10 protein-coding genes (1 of these 10 only partly in view) are annotated in these 14,206 nt (G+C 50.3%); 2 read left to right on the top strand and 8 right to left on the bottom strand.

Translation table 11 applies throughout. The features are described from left to right. Positions 1–65, bottom strand: the beginning of a protein-coding gene (gene pruA, locus FAES_RS02320) for an L-glutamate gamma-semialdehyde dehydrogenase (protein ID WP_015329583.1). The gene continues 1,564 nt to the left of window position 1, outside the view; 65 of the gene's 1,629 nt are visible here — the first part of the coding sequence; the start codon lies at positions 63–65; its stop codon lies off the left edge, out of view. A gap of 88 nt (positions 66–153) precedes the next feature. On the opposite strand from pruA, the gene thrC reads away from it, so the two are divergent. Then, the gene (gene thrC, locus FAES_RS02315) at positions 154–1,518 is read left to right on the top strand and encodes a threonine synthase (RefSeq protein ID WP_015329582.1); all 1,365 of its coding nucleotides are present in this window, start codon (positions 154–156) and stop codon (positions 1,516–1,518) included. A gap of 77 nt (positions 1,519–1,595) precedes the next feature. Here the strand turns inward: thrC and FAES_RS02310 are convergent, their stop codons facing one another. The 6 genes from FAES_RS02310 to FAES_RS02285 form a co-directional block, all read right to left on the bottom strand. Next, on the bottom strand, positions 1,596–3,422 hold the full coding sequence (locus tag FAES_RS02310; protein WP_015329581.1) for a tetratricopeptide repeat protein: 1,827 nt from the start codon (positions 3,420–3,422) through the stop codon (positions 1,596–1,598). A 457-nt stretch (positions 3,423–3,879) separates the two neighbouring features. Next, a complete protein-coding gene (locus FAES_RS02305; RefSeq protein WP_015329580.1) occupies positions 3,880–5,538 on the bottom strand; it encodes an Ig-like domain-containing domain in 1,659 nt (552 codons plus the stop codon). After that, the gene (locus FAES_RS02300) at positions 5,519–6,400 is read right to left on the bottom strand and encodes a class I SAM-dependent methyltransferase (protein ID WP_015329579.1); all 882 of its coding nucleotides are present in this window, start codon (positions 6,398–6,400) and stop codon (positions 5,519–5,521) included. The genes FAES_RS02305 and FAES_RS02300 overlap by 20 nt, the downstream gene beginning before the upstream one ends. Positions 6,401–6,402: 2 nt before the next feature. Continuing rightward, positions 6,403–8,280 carry a tRNA uridine-5-carboxymethylaminomethyl(34) synthesis enzyme MnmG gene (mnmG, locus tag FAES_RS02295; protein WP_015329578.1) on the bottom strand — a complete coding sequence of 626 codons (1,878 nt, stop codon included), beginning with the start codon at positions 8,278–8,280 and terminating at the stop codon, positions 6,403–6,405. A 45-nt stretch (positions 8,281–8,325) separates the two neighbouring features. Beyond that, positions 8,326–11,652, bottom strand: a complete 3,327-nt coding sequence (locus FAES_RS02290) for a DUF4175 family protein (RefSeq protein WP_015329577.1) — start codon at positions 11,650–11,652, stop codon at positions 8,326–8,328. A gap of 6 nt (positions 11,653–11,658) precedes the next feature. Beyond that, a complete protein-coding gene (locus FAES_RS02285) occupies positions 11,659–12,000 on the bottom strand; it encodes a hypothetical protein (protein ID WP_041257398.1) in 342 nt (113 codons plus the stop codon). Between the two features lie 98 nt (positions 12,001–12,098). Here FAES_RS02285 and FAES_RS02280 point away from each other — a divergent pair, with 98 nt between their 5' ends. Beyond that, positions 12,099–12,800, top strand: a complete 702-nt coding sequence (locus tag FAES_RS02280; RefSeq protein ID WP_041257397.1) for a ComF family protein — start codon at positions 12,099–12,101, stop codon at positions 12,798–12,800. Positions 12,801–12,862: 62 nt separating this feature from the next. Here the strand turns inward: FAES_RS02280 and FAES_RS02275 are convergent, their stop codons facing one another. Continuing rightward, the gene (locus tag FAES_RS02275; RefSeq protein WP_015329574.1) at positions 12,863–14,131 is read right to left on the bottom strand and encodes an SUMF1/EgtB/PvdO family nonheme iron enzyme; all 1,269 of its coding nucleotides are present in this window, start codon (positions 14,129–14,131) and stop codon (positions 12,863–12,865) included. Positions 14,132–14,206: the final 75 nt, after the last annotated feature.

Here is a 14,206-nt window from a genome sequence, read left to right as displayed (position 1 = left end):
CCAGCCCGGTACTCTTTAACCGGTTCATTCTGGGGCATTGGAACGCCCGTGATCGAGTTTGTCATGAAGGTATGATTGTCTGCTACAAAGGTAAGTCGACAAGTTGGCGCTTTCCAGAGCCAGCCCTTACCCGGGTACGTTGCTTACGAAGTCATGGTATGCTGTAACCGACTGTTTGCACGTAACTTGCGTGCTCTTTTGCCCGATTACGCTATGACTTTCTACAGTACTAATGACGCAACAAATGTTGTTTCGGTTCAGGAGGCATTGTTTAACAGTATGCCCCAGGATCGTGGATTATACATGCCCTCGGCAATTCCGGCGTTACCGGCTGGCTATCTGAATTCGCTGCCCGGTAAATCGTTTGCTGACATTGCCTACGACCTGACCAAGCTCTGGCTAACCGGCGATCTGACCGACGCACAAGTAGCCCAATTAGTCGAGCAGGCCTTCCCGTTCGACACGCCCCTCGTTGAGCTGGAAGCGGGCCGGAAATACGTGCTTGAACTCTTTCACGGTCCTTCGCTGGCTTTCAAAGATGTGGGCGCTCGTTTTATGGCTGGCTTGATGTCGATCTTTTCGGCGTCGTATGATAAGGAGGTTCATATCCTGGTGGCGACCTCTGGTGATACGGGCGGAGCTGTCGCGATGGGTTTCCACAACGTACCTGGCGTGCGGGTTTCCATTCTCTATCCGAAAGGACGGGTCAGCTTGTTGCAGGAAAAGCAGCTGACGACGTTGGGCGGCAATGTGCAGGCCTTTGAGGTCGATGGTTCGTTCGACGATTGTCAGGCGTTGGTCAAGACGGCATTTCTGGATCAAGAACTGAACCAGACTTTTGCCTTGTCGTCGGCTAATTCAATTAACATCTTCCGGCTTATTCCGCAAAGCTTCTATTATTTCCGCGCCTTGGCTCAACTGGCACCTAACCACAAGCCGGTTGTTTTCTCCACGCCTTCGGGCAACTTCGGTAACCTTAGCGCCGGGGTTCTCGGCTGGCGAATGGGACTACCCGTTGAGGCCTTTGTGGCAGCGACCAATTTGAACAAAGTTGTGCCTGATTATCTGTCGTCAGGTACGTACGAACCAATGGCTTCACTGGCTACGCTCTCCAACGCGATGGATGTAGGTAACCCAAGCAATTTCAGCCGGCTAAAACGGTTGCTGGGGGATGATTATGCTTCAATTACCGATCGCATAAAAGGCTACTATTTCACTGACGATCAGACTATTGATGAGATAAAAAGGCTTCGCGATGTGTATAACTACGTTGCTTGTCCCCATACGGCTGTTGGTTTATTGGGCCTTGAAAGTTATCAACATTTTGCTGTGGATAACTGTGGAATTGCGTTGGCAACTGCTCATCCAGCCAAATTTAGCCCGGCGGTTGACGAGATTTTGGGACAAGCTGTCGACGTACCTGAGCGGCTTGCTATACTGGCCAATCGCACCAAACAAGCGATTGCCATTCCAGGTACGTTCGAGGCGTTTAAAGAATCACTTCTCCAAACGGCATAAACGTTCGTTCATACGAAAGCCCCTAATTGAAGCCTACACAGCTTTAATCAGGGGCTTTTATCATTTGTCTTACCTGATCAGTTTACCGCATCGCCGCGTAACTGACGGATGCGTTTACGGGCATCAGCCGCGTAGATACTGCCTGGGTACGTTGTCAGGAACTGTTGATACAGTTTCAGCGACTCTACCGCGTCTTTCTTGCGTTCGTCGGTCAGTCTGGCGGCCTCGTACAGCGCATCGTCACCCAGAATATCGAGCGGGTACAATTTGACGATCTGTTGCAGATTGGCAATAGCATCGTCGAGCCGGTTTTCTTTCACCAGAATCTTTGACTGCAACCAGAGCAATTCATCAGCCAGCGTATGCTTGTCGTACTTCTTTAGCATGGCGCTGATCTGCGTATTGGCTTCGTCGAGCTTGTTCTGGAACAAGAGCAGGTCAATGGCAGCATAATCGCGCATAGCGTTCTCAGTGCTATCGAGCCCGGTATTGTCAAGAATCAGCATGCTCAGTTGCTCGGCATCGTTGGCGATTTCGCGGGATGTGGCCAGTTTTAGCACGTCCAGCACCGATTTAGCCAGCGTGAAATCGCCTTTGTAGTAGTGCAGTTTGGCGTTACGCAGTTTCGCTTCGTAACCCAGTAAGTCATCCTTCTGCGACTTTTCCACTTGCGAATACAGCAGTGTTGATTCCCAGGGCTCATTCTTCAGGAGATAAATGTCGCCCTTGTCAAGTTTGCACTTATCCACAAATAGCGGATCAGTTTTCCCCATCAGGATGGCTTTATCCAGAATAGCCACGGCTGAGTCCTTCTCGTCGAGGTAGTTAGCGTACAAATTGGCTGAGCTACGGAGCGCCTCCAGCGTTTTGGGCGTCATGCCCACCTCATTCAACATCCGCTGGTAATCGCCGATCAACTTCCGAATCTCACTTTTATCGATCGGGTACGTTGCCTTCACCTGCTCTTCCCGGGCGTTGATGATCATCCGGCGGGCGTAGGGGTAGAATGTGCCGTTGCTGTAGTTGGCGATGATGTACTCGCAGCCGTCGATAGCTGTTTTGTATTCCCGGTTGGTCAACGCCAGATTGGTCAACTCAAATACCTTGGCGCCGGAAAGCTTCAACCGTTTGTCGACGGCTTTCTCCTGCATAAGTGCCCGGCTGAACTTTTGCTTTTGTAGAAAGTACCAGGTCAGCATGTCGTTTGTCGGGATCGACTCCGGCTCCTTTTGCACCCGGTCATAAAGCACCTGCTCAAGGATAGGCTCATCACGGGTGTTGATCACGCCCTGATAAGCGATCTGAACGGCCTCGCGCTTGTCGGGACGTTGGGCGAGCGGCAGCAGGGTCTCTACCCACCGTTTTATGTCGTTTTTAGCGCGATAGAGCGCCGCTAACTCTTCTGCCCGCAACAGTGGGTCACCCACGACCTTTTGCGCCTGCTCAAACGATTGGATGGCCCAGTTGGTCGCGCCAACGTCGGTCATCAGTTCGCCAAGCCGGGTAATTTGCAATGGGTTGGTCTTAACCGCTTCAAAAGCCGTTGAAAAGTTTTTGTTGGCCGCTACGGAATCGCCCTTTTCCTGCGCCTGACTACCCGTAAGCACCAACGCATAGGTTTTGAGGTTACCCGTAGCCTTCAACCATTTTTTCAATTGCCGGTCTGACTCGTCGCGTTTCTTGGCCCGGTCCAGGCTGGTGATGTACTTGACCACCGTTGGCCACGAGGGACCGCCCTGTTCTTCGTTTTTCTGAATATGCTTTCCGTATTCGGCGGCGGCCTTCTCATACTCCCCATTTCGAAAGTACTCATCGGCCAACCCTTGTTCGGTTTGTGCGTGCAGCCAGGGGCCAGCCAGCAGCAAGACAAGCAACAACACCTTTCCACACACCCTATTTTTCATTTTATAAATAAGTTTCTTTAAAAACGTTATTGTAGGTATTAGCCTTGTGCATATGTGAACAAGGTTTTTATCCACTAAATTCTATGCCAACTGTGAACAACCTGCTTGAGTTTTCCACACCTATCTAACAGATATTCACCGTCTTTTCCTGTTTCTATCAAGGCTTTATAAAGTTATCAACCATATCCACATTTTGGCAGGGTGTATATGTGGATAGCACCTCTCCACAATTCACATCGCTGATAACCTGTTCAGGAACGGTTGATGAAGCGCCAATTTTAAACACAGCCTGATGTGGATAAGGCCCCAATGTGAAGAACGCGCTGGTAATTCACATTTCGGGTGATGAAGCTTGAGCGTTATCCACGTATAGGCGCTACTTTTCCACCTACTTTTCCACCCAAAATCGGCTAATAATCGAGTTTTTATTGACCTTTTCCGATACAGCTTAAAAAGGCTATTGATCGCTCAGGTTGATCTCCTCCAATTCAAAGTTTTGCTTCACGTTGATCAGGCCGCCGGGATAGTAGTAGATGGGTTCGGGCTGTAGACGCTGATCGTACCGCCCGGTATCCCATTTCCCATTGTTGTTTCGGTCGATAATGAGCCGAAGCCGGTACTTGGCCGGTTTTAGGTTCTTGAACTCATAAGTGGCCGTGTTTCGTAGTGTACGTATTACCGTTTGTCGCTCATCCACCAGTTCTACAAAGAAGTTGGGCTCTTTGGTGGTAACGCGTCCGCGAAGGATACCGAAATTCTCTGGGTTAACAATTGGGTACGTTATTGTATTCACAGCGACCGTATCGCCTAGCACACTTTCGAAGGCGTCTTTTTGCCATTTGATTCGAATGAATTTTTTGGCTTTGGTCGTTACCTGCGTCTTGAGTTCGGTATCGCTCAGGCCAAGTACCGATGTATAGCTAGCCAAATTGGCGGTGCTAAGACTGTCGATCGAAAACTGCACTTGTTCATTCCGAATCGTTTTTACCGGCTTGCTGAACGAGACGGTCCACTCAAAGTTGGGCTCAACCGCATCGCTATTTGGCGGTGACACTTTTACGACGAAATCCTCCGGTTTTTCGCGTTTGCTTTTTTGCCGAAAATTGATGGTGTGCCGTAACGAATAGCGTTGCCCCAGCGAATCCTCCACCGCAAGTTGAATAGAGAGCGTATCAGTGGTCTGCTTGGTACGGAAAAATTTGACCTGGGTTGGGCTTTGCAGGAACGACGGTAGACTATCAGCTGAATTGCGAAAACGAGCAGAATAGCTGGCGATACCTTTGTTTAGATTGATGGTATAGGCGTCCGATCGGGACTCACTTCGACTAATGCGCACTGGCGATGTGTTCTGTGGAAAAAGCGTCAGTGCGACGTCATTCACGTTTTTCGTCAGGCTGATTCGCTGGCTATAGAAGCCGATCTCCTCTTTGTCCGGATTGAAAACGAAGTTGGAATTTCGATCGGTGAACGCCAGAATATCGTACTCCCCCGCTTTGATATTTTCGATGGAAAACAACCCTGATGTGTCAGTTTTGCTGTAGTAAATGGGCTTTGTGCGTTGGGCATCGAGCGTATCATTGGGTGCGTACAGACCCACCAAGGCATCTTCCACTGTGGTGCCGCTGAGGATGTTTGTCACGCGTCCACTAATGTTGAGCGAATCTAGTTGAGGCCCGGTGCTGAAGACCAACTTCAGATTAGTCGCTGGATTGCGTTCGCTCGCATCCTTGATCCCATCCGTGAAGCTGATGGTGTAGGTAGTACTGTCTTTCAGTGGTTCATTAAAGATCAGTACCACGCCGGTAGGCTTAATCCGGCTGTCGAACGTAATGCCGCTCCCAGGGGTGATGATTGTTTTCTGGCTAAAATTTTCGGCATTGATGTATTCATCAAAATACAACTCGACCTGCTTCGGCTTTACATTGGTAGCTCGCATTTTTGGAATGCTGGCAATCAGTTTAGGGGCCAGTGTGTCTTTCTTACCCCCTGGTGGTTGGGCTACCTGCGCACAGCGGCTGGCCATCACGGCGATGAAGAGTAACAAGAAAACGCCCCACAAAGAGGGCGTTCGATATTGAGCAGCAGGATGATTGAGATTAGGGTTTTCTGAATACATAAGTCAGGCTTGAGTAATTGCCGGTGCGACTAGCCGACGCATTGGATCGCCAGCCTTGTTGCAGGCTTTCAAGATAATTGGTTTTCCCGTCTCGATGCTGCGTGCTCAACATGGCTATGTAGTAGGCATCGAAACGCATGGGTAATTGTTGTTCCAGTGTAAGACCGTGCTTCCCGAGCAACGCTTTCAGGACTTTTGGCGTGAAATGGTACAGGTGTCTGGGTACGTCGTAGGCAGCCCAATTTGTCTCGTATTGCTTCGCATCAACCGATTCTGGATTAGGCACTGCGATCACCAAAGCACCTCCTGACCGTAGCGATGATGCCAAACGGGCAAGTGTACTGTGAAGATCAGGCACGTGTTCCAGCACGTGCCACAACGTAATAACGTCGAGGCTTGCAACGGCCTGTATGTCATTAAGGTCTTTTAAGACGGTCGTTTGGGTACGTTGCTCAGCGAGACGGCGAGCATCCGGGTCGGGTTCGTAACCGGTGATTGTCCAGCCTTTTTCCTGGCATTGTGCTAGGAAGGCACCCGTGCCGCAGCCATAATCAAGCATAGCCCCTACCCTACCGGCAAGCCGACGAATCAGCTTTTCTTTCTCCTGCAAGGTGTAGGAACGCACCATTCGGTACACGGTGTCCATCAGCCCTTGGCGGGTATCGTCGTGTGAAATGTAAGCGTCCGATTTGTAATACGAGCCGATAGTGTCGGGTGTAGGACGCGGGTTAGTGAAGAGCAACTGGCACTGCTCGCAGCGCTGAATCTGGAAGGGTTGCTGGCTGACCAGATGATCCTGGCAAGTAATGTATGGTGTAAATGCCCCGCCTCCACAGACGGGGCACGTGGTGAGTTCTTCCACAATCAACGACCCATGTAAACTAACAAAATGGAAATGTCGGATGGGCTGACGCCACTAATCCGGGTAGCCTGACCGATGGTGTTGGGTCGAAGCTTTTTTAGTTTTTCACGCCCTTCAAAAGACAAGGCTTTCACTTTGTCAAAGTCGAACGTACCTGGTATGTCCAGGTTTTCCCAGCGACTGAGCTTGGCCGCGTTCTCACGTTCTCTGGCCAGATAATCGTCGTACTTCACTTCGATGACCGTTTGTTCCAAAACGTCGCGTGAAAGCAAGACCGCTGCGGCTCCATCTGTTTTTTCGTAGGCCATCTCAATCAATTCCGCGATGTCGTCGGTGTCGAGTTCTGGGCGCTTAACCAGATTGTAAAGCGGTGCCTTTTCGCGAAGAGCCGACGAGTTTTTACTTTCCAGCCAGCCGTTGACTTCGTCGGGCCGAAGTTTGATGTCGCGCAGTTCTTGTCTTAGCGACTCAACTGCTGCCTGTTTAGCCCGGGTACGTTCCACCCGGTCTTCACTGGCTAAGCCGATACTGTAACCTTTTTCCGTCAGTCGCAGGTCGGCATTGTCTTGCCGCAGCAGGGTGCGGAATTCAGCGCGCGATGTGAACATGCGGTATGGCTCTTCGGTCCCTTTTGTAATCAGATCGTCGATCAACACCCCGATGTACCCTTCTGACCGGCCTACTGTGAAGGGCTTTTCTTCATGCGCATTTTGATGTGCATTGATGCCAGCCATCAAGCCTTGGCAAGCCGCTTCTTCGTAGCCCGTTGTTCCGTTAATCTGCCCGGCAAAGAAGAGATTCGCAACGATATGTGTTTCGAGTGTGGGCTTGAGTTGAGTCGGTGGGAAGAAATCATACTCGACTGCATAGCCCGGTCGGAACATTTTTGCATTCTCAAATCCGGCGATTTTCGTTAACGCCCTGTACTGTATCACCTCCGGCAATGAGGTCGAAAACCCGTTTACATAAACCTCGACCGTGTTCCAGCCTTCGGGTTCCACGAAGATCTGATGGCGATCTTTGTCTGCAAAGCGATTGATTTTGTCTTCGATTGATGGGCAATAACGCGGCCCTAAACCCTTGATTCGCCCGGTAAACATGGGCGATTGTTCGAAGCCTTCTTTCAGTACGTCATGTACACCTTGTTCGGTATAGGTGATCCAACACGACCGTTGTTTGGTCAGTGGTACAGTATCCGTGTAAGAAAATTTGCCGGGAATTTCGTCGCCCGGCTGTTCTTCCATACGGCTATAATCGAGGCTTCGGCCGTCAATTCGAGGGGGCGTTCCGGTTTTCATCCGGCCTGATTCGAAGCCTAGTTGAACTAACTGCTCCGTTAAACCAGTTGCTGACCGTTCGCCTGTACGGCCGCCACCAAACGTTTTTTCGCCGATGAACATGCGTCCGTTCAGAAATGTACCGTTGGTGAGCACAACTGTTTTGGCCATAATCTCGACACCCATTGCCGTTTTCACGCCAGTCACGCGGCCATCTTTAACGAGAATTTCGTTGACCGTATCCTGCCAAAAATCGACGTTCGGGTTTCGTTCGAGCGTATCGCGCCATTCCTGCGCAAACAGCATCCGGTCGCTTTGACAACGCGGGCTCCACATGGCAGGCCCTTTTGACCGATTCAGCATGCGAAACTGAATCATCGTTTTGTCGCTGATAATACCTGACTGTCCGCCGAGGGCATCAATCTCTCGCACGATTTGTCCTTTGGCAACTCCACCCATAGCGGGGTTACACGACATCTGTGCGATGGTTTGCATGTTCATGGTAATCAGAAGCACCGAAGAACCCATGGTTCCCGCGGCATGAGCAGCTTCACAACCGGCATGCCCTGCTCCTACTACGATGACATCGTACGTATTGAACATTGTGGAAAATCTAAAAATGTTTCACGTGGAAACTTTTCACAAAACTCACTTGGTGAGCTTTTGCAAATAACGGTTCGACTCACGCTTATAGAATAAGTTATAAGCTGGTGAAACAGTTCGCAATGCTTCAACTTGACGAGAACGATTCTGTGAGTCGGGCAACACAAACGAAGGCTGACTAACTTTCTGTTGTTTAGCCGCTTCTGCCTGACGTTTTGGATCCTCTTCTTGTTGGCGCAACGCTTTCTCCGATTCAAGCAGGCGGGTCAGGACATCTTTTTGCCGGTTGATGACCGATGGGTTTAGCCGCTTATTAACCAAATCAGTTTCGGTCTCCTCCATTTTCTTCTGCAAATCTTCGACTTGCTGAGCCTGCGATTTGCCTGCTTCGGTTCCTTTCGCCTTTTCCTGCAACTGCTTCAACATATCACGCAATGCACTTTGCTCAGCGGCCAATTGAGATAATTCCTCAGACAAAGCACGCCCCGATTTGCCACTTTGTGATAGCTGCTGCATGCGTTCATTCAGCTGTTGTTGCTGCTCACCGATGCCCGGCATTGGCTGACTACCTTTGCTTTTCCCCTTGCTTTTACCAGAGCCCGGCATTGACATAGCGTTCATCTGATCCTGCATTTGCTTGAAGGCATCATTCAACATCAAGGACAAGTTGTTAATCGACGTCATAGCCGATTGCTGACGGGCAGAGGCATAACTCAACTTACGCTCCTTCAGGAAACGTGAACTCTCATCCATGTAATAGCGCATATTGGTGAGTTCGCGCGTCACAAAAGACTGAATTTGCGGCTCGCGTTTAGCCAATGAGTTCAAGCTGTCTTCAATGACTTTGGCGTTATCCTGCAAACGGACCTGTTCCTGCGACAGCTTGAGCACCCGCGGATCTTGCAGGCTCATGCTCCGGAAATCACGCATCAGCCGCTCTTGCGAAAAGGAAAGTGAGATCAGGTTGTCGAGCAAATTGCGCAGGTCATCCAGGTTCTCCGACATGCTCTTCATGTCCATGCCTTCCATCGACTCCGACATCGACTTGGCCATATTGCGCATCGATTTCGACGTTTTCTGCTGTGATTTTGACGCGTTCTTTTGATCCTTTTTATCCAGCTCCTGCTTCGATTGCTCCATCTGCTTCTGGATTTCTGACTGCTCATTTTCCTGCTTATCGGGAGCCTGAAGTTTCTCTTTCTCGGCTTCCTGCTGCATTTTCTCGAGCTGTTCCATCAGCTTTTTAAAGTCCTCCTCTGCCTTCTGTTGCTCTTGCTTCTGCTTCTCCAAGTCGGCCGGATCTTTCTTTGCTTCCTCCTTCGCGTTTTGCTCAGCCAGTTTATCCTGCTTATCGGCCTGCTGTTCAAGTTGTTTGATCGCGTTCTCAAACTTCTGATTCTGTTGCATCTGCTTGAACATCTTGAGGGCACGGTCAAGCTCTTTTTCGAGGTTGCGTTCCTTCCGATTCAATTTGTTCATTAACTCCGAAGCGCGCTCGTCCTGCTTTTTCTCCATCATCTGCTTAAGCTCTTCGTATAGCTTTTTCGATTCAGGGTCAACCATGTTTTCCAGCAACTTCTGCAACTGTTCCATCTTCTGCTTCAGGCTTTCCTGTTGCTGTGGATTCATGCGTTGCTGCGTATCCTGCGTTTTCTGGAATTGCTGCTGTAGCTTTTCAATCTCTTGCATCAACTCCTCACGTTTCTGAAGAATATCCTGTAGCTGCTTTTTGTCCTGAAAATCAGACGATTTCTTCGTGCGAAGCCGCTCTTCCAACTCGTTCAATTCTTTCTTGATCTGTTGAGCTGTGTTGAGCGCCTCCTGCATCTGTTGCTCTGTTTTTTCGGCAGACTGATCAACCTGTTTTTGCAACTGATCGACTGAAGGCACGGCGAAGGTCATAACGGCCGAACGGGTCGTTTTAGGACCATGTACGCCGTCATTATCGGCCACCTGCACGTAGTAATCAATCTTGTCGCTAGGCTGAAGCTTCAGGCTATCTAATGCCCAGTTGTAAACGTAATTCTGCGACGTGGTGCCTGTATTGATCGAGATAGGCCGTGTAAACGTCTGCTTCGCGGGTGAACCTGCCCGCGTAACCGTAGCGACTAATTTCAAATTCGAGAAGCCATAGTCGTCGGTAATAAGGCCGTAAAGCCCAATAAAATTGTAGGCAACGGAATCCTGCGTTTTCTGCAAACTGATCTGTGGATACCGATCCGGGATAACTTGAATCGCATAGGTCAGGTCTCCCCCATTACGGGCGTGGCTGTTCATCAGGTTCAGCGAATACGTACCTGACTGAGTGGCACGGTGCGTAAGCCCGAACGCATTAGTCTCCGTTTCCTGAGCGCGCACCGTGTTACCTGGTACGAAACGTACCGCCAACGAGTCGGCATGATCGGCCAGGAACTTCCAACGGATCGACGTGCCTTCCGGCACCAACAGATTGCCAACGTTCGACAGTTGTTCAGCGGGTTTGCCCAGATAGGCTGGGTACGTTAAGAAAACGTCAAACGACAAGACCGACGGCCGGTCAAGCAGTTCGAGTTCGTAGCTGGGTGAGCTGAATCCAGCGGCTTCCAGTTTGAAGTCAAGATCACGCTGTACGTTGTCGAACGTGTAGGCATATGTGTTCTTACCAACGTTGTCGAGCTTGAAGCGCGTGTCATTTAAGAGCAGATAAACCGTCTGCGGGATAGCGTCGCCTTCCAAATGAAGCTTTAATGTAAAATCTTCGTTCCGAAATGCCTGAAGCCGTTTTGAGTCGAGCACAAACTGAAAAGGTGCCTCTTCAACAAACTCGCGGTTATACTGAACCAACCGCGTCGAACTCTTTGTAAAGAAGGCTGGGTACACCAATAAGATGCCACCGATGATCAGAGCGGGGGCCAACGCAAACTTTAAGAAGCGCTGATTCTTGTTGAGCTGAATAGCCGACGAAAACCGGGTAATCAACAGCTGACTCGATCGCTGCTCGATACTGGCCCGCAGCAGATCGCTTTGATCATTGGTCAACTGCCGTAGCTGAAGTGTGTTCAGCAGCTTGTCGCCAATCTCGGGAAAAAACTGCCCGATCTGTTGGGCCGCTACTTCGTCGGAGATTGGTTTACGTAGCCCATACAAGCCCAACAGCGGCTGAATGATATAGCCGTAAGCACCAGCCAGAAAAAGGCCTACGAAGCCAAAAAACAGCGTAGCGCGAACGGGCGTACTGAAGCGCCCGTAGTATTCCAGGGTGTTAATAAGCAGGTACGTTGCCAGCAGTAAGCCGACGAAAAGCAGGGAGCCTTTGATCAGCTTATTCTGAAAGTACCGACGTTTATATTCGTCGATCTGCTGCATAATCGCAGCAAAAGATGAAGTAGCCATAGTTTGTTAGGCAAACTGTGAGTTGAAATAGCGAAGCGCGTTAGCTTTCAATAAATCTTCCTGAGCAAGAATGTCGCCAGTAGGTAGCGGCTTTAATAGCTCAAATTGGGGCCATCCATCTTTGTCCACACCAGTCGGTTTATAATAGCCCGACTGACTCAAGACGGTGCAAACAGCCACGTGTAATAAATCCTGTTTTTGCTCCTTGGAAAAGCGTTTCGGGCCTCGGCCCAATTCCTGCAAACCAATCAAAAAAAGCACGCCATTCAGATCGGTTGGCCGTTTGCCAACAACGGCTTCCAATTGATTGAGCAGTAATTCCCAGGAAGTTGTAAGTTCGTCATTCATAGGTAATTGGTCAGTCAACCGCCCTAAACGTTGCAATAGGCAGTTGCCCAATGACTTTACACTAAATTACATCATTTAGCGCATAACGTCGGTAGGCTATGAACGCGTTTATCCGGTCGGTGTTCCAAAACTTTGTGTACATCCTTTTTCCCACACTTTGTGCGGGTTGTTTTCGAATGATGTACGGCGAAGAAAAGGAAGTTTGTACGGCCTGCCGAATGCGTCTACCCTATGTAACGACGGAAGAAGAACAGTTAGCGTTGCTTCAAAAATTTGCCGGGCGTGTAGTTGTCGATTACGCCTATGCTTATACCTATTTCGCGAAAAAAGGGCTGATACAACGGCTGATTCACCAGCTAAAATATCGCGGAAAAACCAGGCTGGGCCATGAGTTAGGCGTCTGGTTTGGTACTGAGCTGGCTCGTAAGAACGGTCCACATTTAGATGCGGATTGGCTAGTGCCGGTGCCGCTCCACCCTGCCCGTCGTCGGCAGCGGGGCTACAATCAGAGTGAAGAAATCGCAACCGGATTGATGCAGGCGCTGGGTATCAACATGCGTACAGACCTGCTCTGGCGTACCAAATTTCAGGCGTCGCAAACCCGGAAAAGTCGTACCGAACGTTGGGAAAATGTGAGTACTGTATTTAGCGTGATCAAACCAGAGCAGGTACGTGGTCGACACCTAATCCTCGTGGATGATGTACTGACAACGGGTGCTACGCTGGAAGCTTGCGTCGGCGAATTACGGGCGGCTGGCGCAGCAACGGTCGGGATACTCGTGATAGCAACAACCCGCTGAGCCACAAAAACAAAGCCCCGCTTTCCTGAGAAAGCGGGGCTTGCAATAAAACGAGTCGTCGCTTAGCGATTCCGACCGACGCCGATCATGGCGCAACGGAAGCCAATCGTAGCCGTAGCTGAATCCTGATCCATAAAGCGGCGCGTACCAGGCGCCAGCCAGTAGGCTACATCATTCCATGAGCCACCTTTGTAAACACGCAGCTTATCATCGATGATCGACTGATTGCCTTTTTTGTCGTAGTTCTTAGCCTCATCGAGGTAACCATTCCGACGGATCGGGTTTAGGTCACTCTCAACCTGGAATGACAGCGGACGGTATACGTCATACACCCACTCGTTTACATTACCGGCCATGTTATACAAGCCGAAATCGTTGGCGGGGTAGGCGTAAATCTGTTCAGTGATGATCGCACCGTCGTTCGACCGACCAGCGATACCGGCGTAGTCACCCCGACCGCGTTTGAAGTTCGAAAGCATCTGGCCTTGCTTGCGCCCTTTCTTCGGGTTACGTACCGACGAACCATCCCACGGATAGATCCGCTGATTCGATTGGTTTTCGTCGACGTACTGCGTACCAATCAGGGCTTTAGCGGCGTATTCCCACTCGGCTTCCGTCGGAAGGCGATAATCGGGCAAGATCAGGCCACTTTCGAGGCTTGGTTTATTGGCAGCCACGTTCGACTCGGCACCTTGTACGGTTTCAGCCGCCGGGTCTTTCTTCGATTTGCGGCTCAACTTCATTCCTCCGCTCTTCTTCCCACTCCCATTACCTTTCTTGTACAGATCGGCGTTGACGGCACCCGTACGCCAGGCAGCGTAGTCATTGGCCTGTACCCACGAAACACCAACTACCGGATAGTACCGGAATGATGGGTAACGGAGGTACTGCGTCACGTATGAGTCGTTGAACGAGAGCGGGTTAGCCCAAACGGTAGTGTCAGGCAACGCCCGTGAATACACTTCTTCCGACGAATCGCGGCGAATCGCTTCGAGGTATTCCAGGTAGTGGATGTTCGCAATTTCGGTTTCATCCATGTAGAATGACTGAATCGAGACGGTACGCTCGCGGTTATCGCGGCTGTTCATTACGTCTTCTTCCAATGCACCCAAGGTAAAGCGCCCACCTTCAATGAAAACGAGGTTCGGGCCAGCTTTCGGACCCGAAAACTTCTTGACCTGAAAACCTTCTTTCTGGTTATAGGCGATGCCCGTAGCGGTACTCGTCTTACCCGGCTTCACACTCGTCGGGTGTTTGGTCTTACAAGCCGCGAAAGCTGCCACAGCCAGTAGCACGTAAGCAGCGCGTTTCAGTTGATACTTCTGACTCATTGTTGTGTATTGTGTGCAGGCGTAAATGCTAAAGTTTTGGTGCTCATTATTCCAGGGCGGGCCTACAATAACGAA

Source organism: Fibrella aestuarina BUZ 2 (genome assembly GCF_000331105.1).
Classification (GTDB): Bacteria; Bacteroidota; Bacteroidia; order Cytophagales; family Spirosomataceae; genus Fibrella; species Fibrella aestuarina.
The sequence above is the reverse complement of the archived record's forward strand: the minus strand, read 5'-3'. Positions and strand labels throughout refer to the sequence as shown.